The following is a 16413-nucleotide window of genomic DNA, read 5'->3' as shown; positions in this document are numbered from 1 at the left end:
CCGAAAGCGTAAACCAGAGGACAATCCTGCCATACATCCTTCTCGATGGATGGCCGCCCGCGTCCGCGAACAGGAGGGCGCGCAGCGGGAAGTCGGAAGCGGGCGCCTCACCCGGCCGCGCGCAGGACCGGGACCGTCGTCAGCCATGCGCCGGTCTCCGGGCGCTCCGCCATGAGGCGCGTCAGGGCGGCGGCCGGCATCGCCCGTCCGTAGTGGAAGCCCTGGCCGACCTTGCAGCCCAGCGCCCGCAGGACGACCTCCTGGCCCTCGGTCTCGATGCCCTCGGCGACCGTGTCGAGGCCGAGGTCGTTGCTCATCCGGATGATCGCACGGGTGATCGCGGCATCGTTGGCCTCGGTGAGCAGGTCGCTCACGAAGGTGCGATCGATCTTCAGGGTCGTCAGCGGGAAGCGCTTGAGGCTGCTCAGCGAGGCGTAGCCGGTGCCGAAATCGTCGAACGCGATCCGAACGCCCAGGGCGCGCAGGTCCCGGATCGTCCCGAGGGTGCGGTCGTCGTTCTGCAGCACGACCCGCTCGGTGATCTCCAGCTCCAGCGCCTCCGGGGGGACCCGGTGGCGGGCCAGCGCGTCGGAGACCTCGCGGACGAGGTTTCCGGTCTTGAACTGGGCGGAGAACAGGTTCGCCCCAACCCGGAACGGTGGCAGCCCCTGGTCCCGCCAGGCCGCGATCTGCCGGCAGGCGGCATCCAGCACCCAGGCGCCGACCGGGAGCGCCAGCGGGCTCATCTTGATGGCCGGGAGGAACGTGCCGGGCAGGAGCAGGCCGCGCTCCGGGTGCTGCCAGCGGAGCAGGGCCTCGGCGCCGACGAGCCGGCCGCTCGTGAGGCAGATCTGCGGCTGGTAATGCAGCACCAGCTCGTCGCCGTGCAGGGCGCGCAGCAGCGCGTCCTGGGTGTTGCGCAAGGCCGTCGCGGCATGGCGCATCTCGGAGGCGAACATCCGGGCGGAGCCGCCGCCCTCCTGCTTGGCCCGGTACAGCGCGAAATCGGCGCTGGCCAGCAGCTCCTCGCCGTCGCGGCCGTGCTCGGGGGCGAGGGCGAAGCCGATGCTCGCGCCGGCCCGCAGCACGTGCGTCTCGACCACGACCGGGTCGGCCAGCGCGGCCAGGACCGCGGTGGCGCAGGCGCGCGCCGCCAGGGGGTCGCCGGTGCCGGGCAGCAGCACCACGAACTCGTCGCCGCCCAGGCGCGCCATCACGGCCCGGCGCGGCAGCACCGCCGGGATCCGCACCGCGAGCGCCTGCAGGAGCGCATCGCCGACCGCGTGGCCGAGGCTGTCGTTGATCGCCTTGAACCCGTCGAGATCGACCAGCAGCACCGCGGCCGGCTGGCCGCGCCGGTAGAGGTCGTTCAGCAGGGTTTCGAACCGGCGGCGGTTGGTCAGGCCGGTCAGGGCATCCTGGTGGGCGAGGCGGAGCAGGCCGGCCTCACGCCGGCGCCGCTCCGAGATGTCCCGGATGATGGCGCCGAGATTCGGCCCGCCCTCGTCGTGCCAGACCGACAGGGCGATCTCGGCCGGGCATTCCGCACCGTCCTTGCGCCGGACCATCACCTCGATGGTGCGGCCGGCGACCTTGGCCGCGTCGCCCGCGAAGATCCGTTTCAATCCGGCCGTGTGGGCCGCACGCATGCGCTCGGGCACGATCAGATCGAAGGGCTCCCCCAGCATCTCGTCGTGGGTGTAGCCGAACAGCGCGGCGGCGGCCTGGTTGGCGAACCGGATCCGGCCCTCGCGGCTGATCGCCAGCAGCGCCAGCTCGGTGGCGTTGGCGAAGCCCATCATGGACACCCGGGCCAGCTCGCTGCGCCGCAGGGTCATCTGCTGGACCACCAGGGCGGCGAGGTCGGCGAGCGCCCGGCGGTCCCGGGCCGGGAAGTGGCGGCGCGGCACCGTATCGGCCACGCACAGCGCCCCCAGCCGGAAGCCGTCCGCGGTGATCAGCGGGGCGCCGGCGTAGAAGCGGACGAAGGGCGGTCCCACGGCGAGGGGATTGTCGGAGAAGCGCGGATCGCGCCGCGTATCCGGGATGACCAGGAGATCGTCGGACCGGATCGTGTGGGTGCAGAACGAGGCGCCGCGGGCCGTCGGCGCGGGATCGAGACCGACCTGATCGAGGCCCACCTGATCGAGACCGACTTGCGCCTTGATCCATTGATGGTGCTGATCGATCAGCGAGACGTAGGCGATCGGCGCGCGGAACAGCCGTGCCGCCAGCTGGGCGATGGCGTCGAACCGCTCCTCGGGGGCGGTCCCGGCGATCTGGAACGTGCCCAGGGCGTGAAGACGCAGGGTCTCCTGCTCGGCCAGGACGCAGTCCGACGTGGTCGCTGCCGACACCGATTTCGCTCCCGGCCCTTCAGCTCGACCCTAATGGGCGCTGCAGGACACGACTGTAAACAGCGAATCTTATCGTAGGTTTAAATCAGCGGTTGTCGATCTACGGTGATCACCAGCCCGGCCGTAGAAGCAGGGCCGCATGCTGGTATCCATGACATGGCTCCCGGCCGTCTCCGGTCGAGAGCCAGTATCCGGCCGGCCCGTGGCGCGGCGATCCAGTTTGTTTCCGGTCCGATTGCTGCGGGCCGGCTGCGCGAAAGCCTCCCTCTGCGCCGAGCGGCGCGGAGGGAGACCGGGGCTGGCGCTCAGGCGGCCTCGACGGACTTGCGGCTGGTGCTGCGGCCCTTGGCGGGGGCGGACTCGGCCTTCTCGGCCTTGCGGCGGCCGCCGCGGGCCGGCGCGGGCGCCGCGGCAGACTCGACGTCCGGCTCCTTCTCGGATGGCTGGGTGCGGCCGGGCTGGCCGAGACCGAGGCTCTTGGCCAGCGCCGAGCGTTGCGCCGAGTAGTTCGCCGAGGTGGTCGGGTAATCCGCCGGCAGGCCGTACCGCTCGCGGTAGCCCTGCGGATCGAGGCCGTGCTTGGTCAGGTGGCGCTTCAGGGTCTTGTACGACTTGCCGTCGATGAAGCTGACGAGACCATCCGGGCGGATCGACTTGCGGACCTGCGCCGGGGTCGGCCGCTCGACAGTGTCTTCCGCCGCGGTGGAAGGCCCGGAGCCGATCGAATTCAGCGCCTCATGGATGCTCGCGATCAGCGCGGGCAATTCGGTCGGGGGCAGGGAATTGTTGGCGACATAGGCCGCAACGACGTCCACGGTCCGTTCGATATAGTGCGCTTGGGATGCGGACGCTTCTTCGGACATTCTTGCTTTCCTTGAGTTGGATGTGTGTGGGAATGGCGGCTTACTGCGAGTTAAGACAGCCGCAGGAAAAAGCAAGGTGATCCATACAATTCCATGTGATCGATTGAAAGTTCAGGTCTACATCGGCCGGCCAAGGTTACAGGTTGAAGTTGCATTGGCGCCATTATCCAGGCACTTGCGCGGCGCTATATCCTGGCCTGCGCGACGAATGCTGGCACTGGCTGGAAGCGAGGTTTTCGTTGGTGGGAGAGACCGTTACGGCCAAGGTCAGCAGTTCCCGCGGGGGGTCTTGGCGCGACTTTCCCGGCCGTTGACCGGTCTTGCCGCCGCGCCGCAAAATATTTTTGCAGGATCGCCGATCGCCTGTGGGTTCCGGCACCGTTGAGGGCGGGATCCGGGCTCAGGCGAAGGACTTGCGGGGGTCGAACGCGTCGCGCACTGCTTCGCCGGCAAAGACCAGGAGGCTCAGCATCACGGCGATGACCAGGAATCCGGTGAGACCGAGCCACGGCGCGGTCAGGTTGTCCTTACCCTGTGCCAGCAGCTCCCCCAGGGAGGGCGAGCCCGGCGGCAGGCCGAAGCCCAGGAAGTCGAGGGAGGTCAGCGTGGTGATCGAGCCGTTCAGGATGAAGGGCAGGAAGGTCAGCGTCGCCACCATGGCGTTGGGCAGCAGGTGGACCGTCATGATGCGCAGGTTCGACAGGCCGAGCGCCCGCGCGGCCCGGACGTATTCGAAGTTCCGCGCCCGCAGGAACTCCGCGCGCACGACGCTGACCAGCGCCACCCACGAGAACAGCAGCATGATCCCGAGCAGGACGAAGAAGCCGGGGGCGATGAAGGCCGAGATGATGATGATCAGGTAGAGGGTCGGTATCCCGCCCCAGACCTCGATGAACCGCTGGAACGCGAGATCGACCCAGCCGCCGAAATAGCCCTGCACGGCCCCGGCCACGACCCCGATCGCCGAGGAGACCGCGGCCAGGATCAGCCCGAACAGCACCGAGATGCGGAACCCGTAGATCACCCGCGCCAGCACGTCCCGGGTGGTGTTGTCGGTGCCGAGCCAGTGCCACGGGATGTCGGCGCAGGTCGCCCCGCCGAGTTTTTCCGCCACCGGCTTGCACTGGGCGTCCGAGAGCATCCAGGTCGGCGGCGACGGCGAGGGTGTCGGCAAATCCTCGTTGATCGTGTCGTAGGAGAACCGGATCGGCGGCCAGAGCGCCCAGCCGTGCTCGGCGATCTCCTTGCGGATCTCGGGCGACCGGAAATCCGTGACCGCCAGGAAGCCGCCGAACGTCTCCTCGGGGTAGTCCACCAGCACCGGGACCAGCCACTCGCCCTTGTAGGACAGGACGATCGGGCGGTCGTTGGCGATGAACTCGGCGAACAGGCTGAGGACGAACAGCGCCGCGAAGATCAGGAACGACCAGGAACCGAGGCGGTTGCGGCGGAAGGTGTCGAGCCGGCGCCGGTTGAGCGGCGACAGCCAGCCGCGCCCGCCCGAAACAGGGGCCGGCGCGGGAACGGCCTCATCGGGCCGCAGGACGGTCGGCTGGGCGCCCGGCAACGGCACCGTGACGACCTCGCTCTCACCGGCGCGCGCGGTCTCGTTCATGGCCGCGGACCCTGTGGAACCAGAAGATTCTTGAGGACCGGAAGAGCCTTGCTGTGGCAGAGCAAGGTGCCGGATCCAGACGAGACCGGGCAAGGCGCCGGTCTCGTCCCCCGTGCGGGCGAGGGGGCACGGCGCAGCCGGAACGAGCCGACGCGTAAAAACCGCAGATCGGACAGCGAGACGGTCACGGAACGGGGGCTACGACCCTTCGACCCTCGTAAACCCCGGACACCACTCAGGCGTCGAGGCGGGTCGCGGTGCCCTCGATCTCGTTCGGGCGGACGCCGCCGGACCGCTCCATCCAGCGGCGCAGCAGGCGGACATTGCGGCGGTTGGCCTTGAAGGCGGCGTCGAACAGGTCGCCCGCCAGGGGGACGACGCCGAGCAGACCGTCGAAGGCGACGTTCAGCCCCATCCGGGCCACCAGCCAGCGGGGGGCGCCCAGGCGCTTGGCCTCGTAGACGATGAACGAGGAGATCACCATGCCGGCCACGTCGCCGATCACTGGCACGAGCCCGATCAACGCGTCGAACCCGACCCGCCGGTTGATCCCCGGGATCACGAAGGCCGTGTCCATGAAATGCGCCAGCGTCTCCAGCCGGGCGAGGCTGGCCTCGCGGTCGAGATCGGCCGACAGGAACGGCGGCAGGCGCGACGACGCGCTGCCGGGAAAGGTGCTGCCGGGAAAGGTCTTGGCGCCGGCGGAGGGGCCGGTCCGGGAAGCCTGGGAGAAATCCATCGTGGGGATCCGTCGGAGAGCCATCACCGTCAACGAGGTGGCCCCCCCGGGGGATCCCCGCAAGCAAAGCGCCTGCGACCATCATGCCGCACCCCCGGCCACGCCGCGCATCCGCGCGAGGGCGGTGTCCAGGGTGGCGTCGGCCTTGGCGAAGCACAGGCGCACGAGGCTGCGCACCGAGCCGTCCGGGTAGAACGCGCTCACCGGGATCGCGGCGACGCCGTGGCGGGTGACCAGAGCCTCGCAGAAGGCGACGTCGTCGGCGTAGCCGAGCCCGGTGATGTCGATGTTGAGGAACCATGTGGCCTGCGCCGGCAGGACCCGGAAGCCGAGGTCGCGCAGGCCGGAGGCCAGCCGGTCGCGCGAGGCCGCGTAGCCGGCCCGCATGGCCTCGAACCACGGCTCGGGCTTGCCGAGGCCGTACGCCACCGCCTCCTGCAGGTTGGGGGGCGTGGTGAAGGTGAGGAACTGGTGCGCCTTGGCCAGGACCGGCATCAGCCGGGCATCGGCCATCACGAAGCCGACCTTCCAGCCGGTGAGCGAGAAGATCTTTCCCGCCGAGCCGATCTTGACCGTCCGCTCGCGCATCCCGGGCAGCGCCATCAGCGGCCGGTGGCGGGCGCCGTCGAAGACCACGTGCTCCCAGACCTCGTCGCAGATCGCGGTGACGTCGAACCGCGTGCAGTACCGGGCGAGCAGCGCCAGGTCGTCCGGGTCGAACAGGGTCGCGCTGGGGTTCAGCGGATTATTGAGCACCACAACCTTCGTGCGCGGGCCGAACGCGGCGGCCAGCGCCGCCTCGTCGAGCCGGAAGGCCGGCGGCTGCAGGGCCACGATCCGCGGAACGCCGCCCGCCCGCTGCACCAGCGGCAGGTAGGCGTCGTACATCGGCGCGAACAGCACGACCTCGTCGCCGGGCTCGATCAGCGCCAGCAGGGCCCCGGCGAGCGCCTCGGTCGCCCCGGAGGTCACCATCACCTCGGTCTCGGGGTCGAGGGCGAGGTCCTGGTGCCGGGCGTAATGCGCGGCCACGGCCTCGCGCAGGGCCGGCACTCCCATCATCGGCGGATACTGGTTCCAGCCGTCGAGGAGCGCCCGGGCGCCGTGCTCGCGCACGTCCGCGGGGCCGGGATCGTCCGGGAAGCCCTGCCCGAGATTGACCGCGTCGTGGGCCCGGGCGAGCCGCGACATGGTCTCGAACACCGTGGTCGGCAGGGCGGCAAAGACCGGATTCATGCGGTGCGGGACGCCGCTTGGGGCGCAGCAGACAGGCTGGACATCGGCGGGATGTAGCATGGGGTCGGCAGCGTGCGGAATGTGCGCACCCGCACAGACCCATCCATCCGGGCGAACGGCGGGGCTGACGAATGTTGACATTCATCAGTCGTAACGTAGGTTCGTCTCACGGCTGGAGCGGCGCTCTCGCCGGCGGGGCTTTGCCCCCTCGCTCCGTCAGCGAGACGCCGCTCCGGTCCTCTTCGAGGGCCATCGATCTCCGGATCGGTGGCCCTTTCGGCATGTGATCGGTCGCGCGATCTGGTAGCGTGCCGGGCCCACCGGATGCGACCATGCGGACGACGCACGCCCTACGCCTCGCCCTGCTGATCGCCGGCCTGGGCCTCGTCCTCCGGCTCGACCTGCCGGTGGCGCCCGTGGACGCGCCGTTCCGCGCGGTGCTGAAGGCCTATGCGGCGCCGGACCCGTCCGCCGCGGCGCCCAGCAACACGGCTGAAACCTCCGCGCCCTAGTGACGGCACATTGGCCGGGCATCCGATAGGCCCCGGCGATGGAATATGCCGCAGCCGCCGGACACCGTCCGGCCTGGATAGCCGCGTAGGCCGATGCCACCGTCCGGGCCGCCGAAGCGTAGGCGGCCGGAACATGCGCCATGGGGGCGTGCACAGCGAGGGATAGGGTGCCGTCGGTCGCGCAGGCGTCCGGCATGTGCTCTAGTCAGGCATGAACGAGAGTTCACCGATCCGCACCGACACGGCGCGCGCCTACCAGCCGGGCGAGGCGCCGGCGCGCGACGTCCGCACGCGGCGCTTCCGACCGATCCGCTGGCTCGTGATCCTGGCCCTGCTGGCGGGCGCGGGGGCGATCGTTCACCGCTGGTACGAGGCGCGCACCGAGAAGGCCGCCGAGCCGGCCACGGCCCACAAGGGCGGCGGCCGCGGCGGGCGGCATGGCGGCGGCGACATGGCGCAGGCGGTGGGCGTCGCCCCCGTGACGACCGGCGACATGCCGGTGGTGCTCCAGGGCCTCGGCACCGTGACGCCGCTCGCCACCGTGACGGTGAAGTCGCAGATCAGCGGCTACCTGATGGCGGTGAAGTTCCGCGAGGGCCAGACCGTCAAGGCCGGCGACGAGCTCGCCCTGGTCGATTCCCGGCCCTACGAGGCGCTGCTCGCCCAGTATCAGGGCCAGCTCGCCCGCGACCAGGCGCTGCTGCAGAACTCGAAGCTCGATCTGCAGCGCTACCAGACGCTGAACCGGCAGGATTCGATCTCGAAGCAGAACGTCGACACGCAAGCCGCCCTGGTCAAGCAGAACGAGGGCACCGTGGCGGCCGACCAGGCGCTGGTCGACCAGCAGAAGCTCAACATCGCCTACACCCACATCACCGCGCCGGTGGACGGGCGGGTCGGCCTGCGGCAGGTCGATCAGGGCAACTACATCTCGGCCGCCTCCACGGCGATCGTGGTGGTGACCCAGCTCCACCCGATCTCGGTGATCTTCACCCTGCCGGAGGACGACGTGGCCCGGGTGATGCGCCAGGTGCGGGCGGGAGCCAAGCTCGCGGTGCGCGCCTACGACCGGGGCGACGCCCACCAGATCGCGATCGGCACCCTCGACACCGTCGACAACCAGATCGACACGACCACCGGCACGGTGAAGCTGCGGGCGCAGTTCGACAACGCCGACGAGGAGCTGTTCCCGAACCAGTTCGTCAACGCCAAGCTCACCGTCGACACGGTGCGGGCCGCGACGCTGGTGCCGAATTCCGGCCTGCTGCAGGGCACGCCCGGCACCTACGTCTACCTGATGGATGGGGACAGCAAGGTCACGGTCCGGCCGATCAAGACCGGAGAGACCGACGGGACCAACACCGTCGTGGTCTCGGGCCTGAAGCCGGGCGACCGGATCGTCACCGACGGCACCGACCGGCTCAAGGACGGCGCCGAGGTCCGGATCACGGACGGCGCGCAGGCGGCGGGCGCGACCGGCGCGGTCACCGGGGCGGGCGACAAGCCCGGCGGAAAGCCGGCCGCCGGACCGGGCGGGGCGGCCGAGGCCGCCCCTCCGGCAGCGCCGGAGGGCGGCCGCCGGCACGGGCGCCGGTCGGCGCAGTGAGCCCGGCCAGGGCGCGCCTGCCATGAACCCGTCCCGCCTCTTCATCCTTCGTCCGGTCGCCACGACGCTGCTGATGCTGGCGATCCTGATCGTCGGCGGCGTCTCGTACCTGAACCTGCCGGTCTCGGCGCTGCCGGCCGTCGATTACCCGACGATCCAGGTCCAGACCTTCTATCCGGGCGCGAGCCCCGAGGTGATGACCTCCTCGGTCACGGCGCCGCTGGAGCGGCAGTTCGGCCAGCTCGCCAACCTCAACCAGATGACCTCGCAATCCTCGGCGGGCGCCTCGGTCATCACGCTGCAGTTCAACCTCGACCTGCCCCTCGACATCGCCGAGCAGCAGGTCCAGGCGGCGATCAACGCCGCCGGCAACCTGCTCCCCTCGGACCTGCCGGCGCCGCCGATCTACGCCAAGGTCAACCCGGCCGACGCCCCGGTGCTGACCCTGGCCCTCACGTCGAAGACCCTGCCGCTGACCCAGGTGCGCGACCTCGCGGAATCGCGGCTCGCCCAAAAGATCAGCCAGGTGGCCGGCGTCGGCCTGGTCAGCATCTCGGGAGGCCAGCGTCCGGCGATCCGGGTGCGGTTCAACGCCCGGGCGCTCGCCGCCTACGGGCTGAACATCGACGACCTGCGCACCACCATCACCAACCTCAACGTCAACACCCCCAAGGGCTCGATCGACGGGCCGAAGCAATCCTACGCGATCAACGCCAACGACCAGATCCGCGACCCGAAGGCCTACAACGCGGCGATCATCGCGTATCGCAACGGCGCCCCGGTGATGCTCTCGGAGGTCGCCGACGTGGTCGAGGGGCCGGAGAACACCAAGCTCGGCGCCTGGGCCGACACCACGCCCGCGGTCATCCTGAACATCCAGCGCCAGCCGGGCGCCAACGTCATCGCCACGGTCGACAAGATCAAGGCGCTGCTGCCGCAGATGCAGGCGAGCCTGCCGACCTCCGTCGCGGTGGCGCCGCTCACCGACCGCACCACCACGATCCGGGCCTCCGTGGAGGACGTGCAGTTCGAGCTGGGGCTTGCGATCGCGCTGGTCGTGCTGGTGATCTTCCTGTTCCTGCGCAGCCTGTCGGCGACGCTGATCCCGAGCCTGTCGGTGCCCCTGTCGCTGATCGGCGCCCTGTCGGTGATGGACCTGTACGGCTTCTCCCTCGACAACCTGTCGCTGATGGCCCTGACCATCGCGACCGGCTTCGTGGTCGACGACGCCATCGTGGTGATCGAGAACATCGCCCGCCACGTGGAGGCCGGCGATTCGCCCCTGGAGGCGTCCCTGAAGGGGTCGCGCGAGATCGGCTTCACCATCATCTCGCTCACCGTCTCGCTGATCGCGGTGCTGATCCCGCTGCTGTTCATGGGCGACGTGGTCGGGCGCCTGTTCCACGAATTCGCCATCACGCTGGCCGCAACCATCGTGATCTCCGCGGTCGTGTCGCTGACCCTGGTGCCGATGCTGTGCGCGCGCCTGCTCAAGCACGCGCCCGAGGCCAAAATCCGCCGCCGCGAGGGCGTGTTCGCGCGCGCCGGGCGGCGCGCCACCGACGGTACGATCGCCGCCTACGGCCGGGCGCTCCGGGTGGTGCTGAACCATCAGGGCCTGACCCTGCTGGTGGCGCTGGGCACCCTAGTGCTGACCGTCTACCTGTTCGTGGTTATCCCCAAGGGCTTCTTCCCGGTCCAGGATACCGGGGTGATCCAGGGCATCACGCAGGCGGACCAGTCCGTCTCCTACGCGGCCATGGCCGAGCGCCAGCAGCGGATGGCCGCGCTGATCCTGAAGGACCCGGACGTCGCCAGCCTGTCCTCGTTCATCGGGGTCGACGGCCAGAACGTCACGCTCAATTCCGGCCGGATGCTGATCAACCTCAAGCCGCGCGACCAGCGGACGGACTCGGCCGGCGCGATCATCCGACGGATCACGGAGGCGGCCCGGGCCGAGCCCGGCATGCGCCTGTACATGCAGCCGGTCCAGGACCTGACCATCGACACCGCGGTCTCGGCGACCCAGTACCAGCTCATCCTGGAGACCCCGAACCTCAACGATTTCGAGACCTGGGTTCCGCGCTTCACCGAAGCCCTGGCGAAATCCCCGGTGGTGGCCGACGTCGCGAGCGACCACCAGGCGCAGGGGCTCGCCGCCTACGTCACCATCGACCGTCCCACCGCCGGCCGCTACGGCATCACCCCGGCGACCATCGACAACGCCCTCTACGACGCCTTCGGCCAACGGATCATCTCGACCATCTTCACCCAGTCCAACCAGTACCGGGTGATCCTGGAGGCCGACCCGAACCTGCACACCACCCTGCGCAGCCTCGACACGATCTACCTGCCGTCCTCGACGGCCACCAACGGCCAGGTGCCGCTCTCCGCGGTGGCGCGGATCAGCGAGCGGCGGGCGCCCCTGCTGATCTCGCATCTCGGTCAGTTCCCGGCCACCACGGTGTCGTTCAACCTCGCCCCCGGCGCGGCCCTCGGGCAGGCCGTGGAGGCGATCGAGCAGGCCAAGGCCGCGATCGACCTGCCGCCCTCGTTCCGGGTGGTGCCGCAGGGCTCGGTCTTCGCGTTCCAGTCGGCGCTCAGCAACGAGCTGTTCCTGGTGCTCGCGGCGATCATCACCGTCTACATCGTGCTGGGCGTGCTCTACGAGAGCTTCATCCACCCGATCACGATCCTGTCGACCCTGCCGTCGGCCGGGATCGGGGCGCTGCTCGGCCTGATGCTGTTCGGCCTGTCCCTCGACATCATCGCGGTGATCGGCATCGTGCTCTTGATCGGCATCGTGAAGAAGAACGCGATCATGATGATCGACTTCGCGCTGCAGGCCGAGCGCGAGGACGGGCTCGATCCCCGGGAGGCGATCTTCCAGGCCTGCCTGCTGCGCTTCCGCCCGATCCTGATGACGACGCTGGCCGCCCTGTTCGCGGCGGTGCCGCTGATCCTCGGCACCGGCGTCGGCTCGGAGCTGCGCCAGCCGCTCGGCATCTGTATCGCCGGCGGCCTGATCGTCAGCCAGGTGCTGACCCTGTTCACGACCCCGGTGATCTATCTGGCCTTCGATCGGCTGGAGCGCCGGATCGCCGGGCGGCGGGGGCCCGCCCTCGAAAGCGGCGAGGCGGTACCATGAGGGGCCGGGACGATTCCGCGCCTCTCCCCCCCCCCTCTGCGGGGGAGGGTGGCCCCCGAAGGGGGTCGGGAGAGGGGAGCGACGGTGCAGGATGTGGCTCACTCCGTGCCGACGGGCGCCGCTTCGAAGCGATCTCGCCCCGCCTGCGCACCTTCGCGAAAGGCCAGCGCCGCGAGCGGACCCGTGCGGAGGATCTCTTCTGGCAGCAGGTGCGTGCCGGGCGCTTTCACGGACTCAAGTTCAGACCGCAAGTTCCGATCCCGCCCTATATCGCCGATTTCCTCTGTGCTTCCGCACGATTGATCGTCGAGCTGGACGGTGAACCGCACGAGACCGACGCGCGTCGTCGCCGTGACGCGCAGCGCGATGCGTGGCTGAAAAGCCGGGGCTTCGAGGTCCTGCGCTTCCCGAACGATCTCGTGCTCAGCAATCTCGGTCTGGTCCTCGACAGGGTCGGCGAGGCCGTCGAGGCGCGCGCCCTATCCCTCCCCCCTCTGCGGGGGAGGGTGGCCCCCGAAGGCGGTCGGGAGAGGGGAGCAACGGTGCAGGATCCGGCTATGGCCTTCATAAAGGCTGCGACCCATCCTGAAGCCGCGTCCCCTCTCCCGACCCCTGCTGACGCAGGGGCCACCCTCCCCCGCAGCGGGGGGAGGGAGATGCGCGGAGCCGGTTGCGCCTCTTCCGACAAGCACGCAGCGCTCCGCCAGGACCACCACGGGAGGCACCGCCCGTGAACATCTCCGAGCCGTTCATCCGCCGGCCGGTCGCGACCACGCTGCTCACGATCGGCGTGCTGCTCGCCGGCCTGTTCGCGTTCCTGAAGCTGCCGGTGGCGCCGCTGCCGCAGATCGACTTCCCGGTCATCCTGGTCCAGGCCCAGATGCCGGGCGGCTCGCCCGAGACCATGGCGACCACCGTGGCGGCCCCCCTGGAGCGGCGGCTCGGCGCCATCGCGGACGTCAACGAGATGACGTCCACGAACTCGCTCGGCTCCACCCGGATCGTGCTGCTGTTCGGCCTGAACCGGGACATCGACGGCGCGGCGCGCGACGTCCAGGCGGCGATCAACGCGGCGCGCGCCGACCTGCCGGCCTCGCTCCGGCAGAACCCGACCTACCGGAAGTTCAACCCCGCCGACACGCCGATCATCATTCTCGGCATGACCTCGGACACGCTGACCCGCGGCCAGGTCTACGATTCGGCCGCCACCGTGGTGCAGCAGAAGCTGTCGCAGCTGCCCGGCGTCGGCAACGTCGATATCGGCGGCTCGTCCCTGCCGGCGGTACGGGTGGAGCTCGATCCCACCGCCCTGTTCAACTACGGCATCGGCCTGGAGGGCATCCGGGCGGCGCTCGCCTCGGCCAACGCCAACTCGCCCAAGGGCGAGATCGACGCCGGCGGCCGGCGCTACCAGCTCTACGCCAACGACCAGGGCCGCAAGGCCGAGGATTACCGCGACATCATCGTGGCCTACCGCAACGGCGCCGCGGTGAAGCTCACGGATGTGGGCGAAGTGCTCGACGGCGTCGAGGACAAGCGCAACCTCGGCATCGTCAACGGCAAGGCCGGCGTGCTGCTGTTCGTCTACAAGCAGCCCGGCGCCAACGTGGTCGAGACCATCGACGCGGTGAAGAAGGCGCTGCCGCAGCTCACCGCGGCGCTGCCCGGCGGCATCGACATCAAGCTCACCGGCGACCGCAGCGCCACGATCCGGGCATCGCTCGCGGCCACCGAGGAGACCCTGCTGGTTGCGGTCGGCCTCGTGATCCTGGTGGTGTTCGCCTTCCTGCGCTCCGGCCGGGCGACCCTGATCCCCGCGGTGGCGGTGCCGATCTCGATCATCGGCACCTTCTCGGCGATGTACCTGCTCGGCTACTCGCTCAACATCCTGTCGCTCACGGCCCTGATCATCGGCACCGGCTTCGTGGTCGACGACGCCATCGTGGTGCTGGAGAACGTCCAGCGCCACATCGAGGACGGCAAGTCCCGGTTGCAGGCGGCACTGATCGGCGCCCGGGAGGTCGGCTTCACGGTGATCTCGATGAGCCTGTCGCTCATCGCGGTGTTCCTGCCGATCCTGCTGATGGGCGGCCTGATCGGACGGATCTTCCAGGAATTCTCCGTCACCCTGTCGCTGTCGATCCTGATTTCCTTGGTCCTTTCACTGACCACGACGCCGATGATGTGCGCCCGCCTTTTGCGGGCCGAGGGGCACGGGCGCGCGGCGGGACGCCGGCCGAACATCCTGATCCGCGGCTTGGAGGGCGGCTTCTCCTGGCTGCTCGACGCCTATGCCCGGACTCTGTCGGTGGCGCTCGCCCATCCGCGGCTGGTGCTGCTGAGCCTGCTCGCCACCGTGGGGCTCAACGTCTACCTCTACATCATCGTGCCGAAGGGGTTCTTCCCCGAGCAGGATACCGGCCAGATGATGGGCGGCGTCCAGGCCGACCAGCGCATCTCGTTCCAGTCCATGGAGACCAAGCTCCGGCAGGCCACCACCATCGTGGGCGCGGATCCGGCGGTGGAGAGCGTCGTCGGATTCACGGGCGGCCGCGGCACCAACTCGGCCAACGTGTTCATCGGGCTCAAGCCCATCGGCGAGCGGGCGCCGATCTCGGCCGTCATGGCGCGGCTCCGGCCGAAGCTCGCCCAGGTCGCGGGCGCGCGCCTCTACGTCTTCCCGCGCCAGGACCTGCAGATGGGCGGCCGCCAGAGCTTCGCCCAGTACCAGTACACCCTCCAGGGCGACACCGCCGAGGAGCTGTTCGCCGCCGCCCCGAAGCTGGTCGCCGCCCTCCAGAAGGACCCGACCTTCGCGGACGTCACCTCCGACCAGCAGGAGGGCGGGCTGGAGACCCGGGTGGTGATCGACCGCGCCACCGCGTTCCGGTACGGCATCACCCCGAATAAGATCGACAACACCCTGTACGACGCCTTCGGCCAACGCCAGGTCTCGACCATCTACAACCCCCTGAACCAGTACCACGTCGTGATGGAGATCGCCCCGCGCTACCTGGAATCCCCCGAGACGCTGAAGCAGATCTTCGTCTCGACCTCCGGGGGCAACGCGCCGGGCGCGGCCATCACCAACGCGGTGGCCGGCACCGTCGCGGCGGCGGGCGGCGTCAACACCAACGCGGCCACCGGCACCAGCAGCCCGGGCAGCGGCGCCGCGTCCTCCACGGGGGCCACGACCGCCACGGGGGCGGTCGGCGGCGCGTCCACCGGAGCCGCCGCGGCCGCCACCAGCACGGCCGATGCCGCTTCGAACGCCGCCGCGATCGCCTCCGACTCCGCCCGCAACGCCTCCTCCAACGCCATCGCGGCGAGCAAGGGCGGTGCCTCCTCGAGCGCGCCGGTCTCGGCCGCCAAGGAGACCATGGTGCCGCTCTCGGCCTTCGCCCGGATCGAGCCGGGCAGCGCCCCCGTCCAGGTGAGCCACCAGGGCCTGTTCGTCGCCACGACGATCTCGTTCAACCTCGCACCGGGCAAGAGCCTGTCGGACGCCACCGCGGCGATCGACCGGGCGATGGCGTCCCTGCGGCTGCCGGCGACGATCCACGGCGAGTATGCCGGCGCGGCCAAGAACTACGTGGCTTCGGCCTCGCGCCAGCCGCTGCTGATCCTGGCCGCGATCCTGGCGGTCTACGCGGTGCTGGGCATCCTGTACGAGAGCTTCGTGCACCCGCTGACGATCCTCTCGACCCTGCCGTCGGCCGGCGTCGGCGCGGTGCTGGCCCTGCTGGTGACCGGCACCGAATTCACCATCATCGCGCTGATCGCGGTGTTCCTGCTCATCGGCATCGTGAAGAAGAACGCGATCATGATGATCGACGTGGCGCTGGACGCCGAGCGGACCCGGGGGGCGAATCCCGTGGATGCGATCCGCGAGGCCTGTCTCGTGCGCTTCCGGCCGATCATGATGACCACGCTCGCCGCCATGCTGGGGGCCGTGCCGCTGATCCTGGCCACCGGCGAGGGGGCCGAGCTGCGCCGGCCCCTGGGCATCGCCATCGTGGGCGGATTGATCGTGAGCCAGATCCTGACCCTGTACACCACCCCCGTCGTCTACCTGACCCTCGACCGCCTCCGGCACCGGGTGCTCGCCCGCCGCCGCGGCGCCGGGCCCGGCGGCGCAGCGGCATTGCCGGCCGGAGAGTGATGCGTTCGTTTTCACGTGAAACACCGGCGGCCCCCACGCGCGCGCCTATGTCTTCGGGTTCTGCGGGCTCCCCTCACGCGTCGTCGACCGGTGAGGGGCAGGTCCCCTTTCCCGCACGGGAGGGGGGGACCGCTGTGGCCCGCTCGCTGCTGACGGAAGAGCGTCTTCCTTACGC

The 16413-nt window shown here is 70.0% G+C and carries 10 protein-coding genes; 5 read left to right on the top strand and 5 right to left on the bottom strand.

What is annotated here, in order from left to right:
* Positions 1–107: 107 nt before the first annotated feature.
* The 5 genes from ACYQPG_RS03630 to ACYQPG_RS03610 form a co-directional block, all read right to left on the bottom strand.
* Entirely contained in the window at positions 108–2357 is a 2250-nt protein-coding gene (locus ACYQPG_RS03630; RefSeq protein ID WP_147909986.1) for a putative bifunctional diguanylate cyclase/phosphodiesterase, read from the bottom strand.
* A 305-nt stretch (positions 2358–2662) separates the two neighbouring features.
* Positions 2663–3220 (bottom strand): Ros/MucR family transcriptional regulator, encoded by a 558-nt coding sequence (locus tag ACYQPG_RS03625; RefSeq protein WP_147909985.1) that lies wholly within the window; start codon positions 3218–3220, stop codon positions 2663–2665.
* A gap of 400 nt (positions 3221–3620) precedes the next feature.
* Positions 3621–4835, bottom strand: coding sequence for an ABC transporter permease (locus tag ACYQPG_RS03620; RefSeq protein WP_419828707.1), 1215 nt, complete (start codon positions 4833–4835; stop codon positions 3621–3623).
* A gap of 235 nt (positions 4836–5070) precedes the next feature.
* Positions 5071–5574 carry a DUF4112 domain-containing protein gene (locus ACYQPG_RS03615; protein ID WP_147909983.1) on the bottom strand — a complete coding sequence of 168 codons (504 nt, stop codon included), beginning with the start codon at positions 5572–5574 and terminating at the stop codon, positions 5071–5073.
* Between the two features lie 81 nt (positions 5575–5655).
* A complete protein-coding gene (locus ACYQPG_RS03610; protein WP_461230270.1) occupies positions 5656–6810 on the bottom strand; it encodes an aminotransferase in 1155 nt (384 codons plus the stop codon).
* A gap of 332 nt (positions 6811–7142) precedes the next feature.
* Between ACYQPG_RS03610 and ACYQPG_RS03605 the strand changes: the two genes are divergently transcribed.
* From ACYQPG_RS03605 to ACYQPG_RS03585, 5 genes are all read left to right on the top strand, one after another.
* Positions 7143–7322, top strand: coding sequence for a hypothetical protein (locus tag ACYQPG_RS03605; RefSeq protein ID WP_461230269.1), 180 nt, complete (start codon positions 7143–7145; stop codon positions 7320–7322).
* A 211-nt stretch (positions 7323–7533) separates the two neighbouring features.
* Positions 7534–8928 (top strand): MdtA/MuxA family multidrug efflux RND transporter periplasmic adaptor subunit, encoded by a 1395-nt coding sequence (locus tag ACYQPG_RS03600; protein ID WP_461230268.1) that lies wholly within the window; start codon positions 7534–7536, stop codon positions 8926–8928.
* 22 nt (positions 8929–8950) lie between these two features.
* On the top strand, positions 8951–12076 hold the full coding sequence (locus tag ACYQPG_RS03595) for an MdtB/MuxB family multidrug efflux RND transporter permease subunit (protein WP_419828703.1): 3126 nt from the start codon (positions 8951–8953) through the stop codon (positions 12074–12076).
* Positions 12073–12810, top strand: a complete 738-nt coding sequence (locus ACYQPG_RS03590) for an endonuclease domain-containing protein (protein ID WP_419828702.1) — start codon at positions 12073–12075, stop codon at positions 12808–12810. The genes ACYQPG_RS03595 and ACYQPG_RS03590 overlap by 4 nt, the downstream gene beginning before the upstream one ends.
* Positions 12807–16238 (top strand): efflux RND transporter permease subunit, encoded by a 3432-nt coding sequence (locus ACYQPG_RS03585; RefSeq protein ID WP_461230267.1) that lies wholly within the window; start codon positions 12807–12809, stop codon positions 16236–16238. The genes ACYQPG_RS03590 and ACYQPG_RS03585 overlap by 4 nt, the downstream gene beginning before the upstream one ends.
* The last annotated feature ends 175 nt before the right edge of the window (positions 16239–16413 follow it).

This window comes from Methylobacterium sp. CM6246, from assembly GCF_054818005.1.
Note: the sequence above shows the minus strand (reverse complement) of the source record. Positions and strands in the feature narration are given on the sequence as shown.

Excerpts from the sequence above, each read along its gene's own strand:
- ACYQPG_RS03590 (WP_419828702.1), top strand. The coding sequence starts at position 12,073 with ATGAGGGGCCGGGACGATTCCGCGCCTCTCCCCCCCCCCTCTGCGGGG.
- ACYQPG_RS03605 (WP_461230269.1), top strand. The coding sequence starts at position 7,143 with ATGCGGACGACGCACGCCCTACGCCTCGCCCTGCTGATCGCCGGCCTG.
- ACYQPG_RS03620 (WP_419828707.1), bottom strand. The coding sequence starts at position 4,835 with ATGAACGAGACCGCGCGCGCCGGTGAGAGCGAGGTCGTCACGGTGCCG.
- ACYQPG_RS03610 (WP_461230270.1), bottom strand. The coding sequence starts at position 6,810 with ATGAATCCGGTCTTTGCCGCCCTGCCGACCACGGTGTTCGAGACCATG.
- ACYQPG_RS03595 (WP_419828703.1), top strand. The coding sequence starts at position 8,951 with ATGAACCCGTCCCGCCTCTTCATCCTTCGTCCGGTCGCCACGACGCTG.
- ACYQPG_RS03625 (WP_147909985.1), bottom strand. The coding sequence starts at position 3,220 with ATGTCCGAAGAAGCGTCCGCATCCCAAGCGCACTATATCGAACGGACC.
- ACYQPG_RS03615 (WP_147909983.1), bottom strand. The coding sequence starts at position 5,574 with ATGGATTTCTCCCAGGCTTCCCGGACCGGCCCCTCCGCCGGCGCCAAG.
- ACYQPG_RS03600 (WP_461230268.1), top strand. The coding sequence starts at position 7,534 with ATGAACGAGAGTTCACCGATCCGCACCGACACGGCGCGCGCCTACCAG.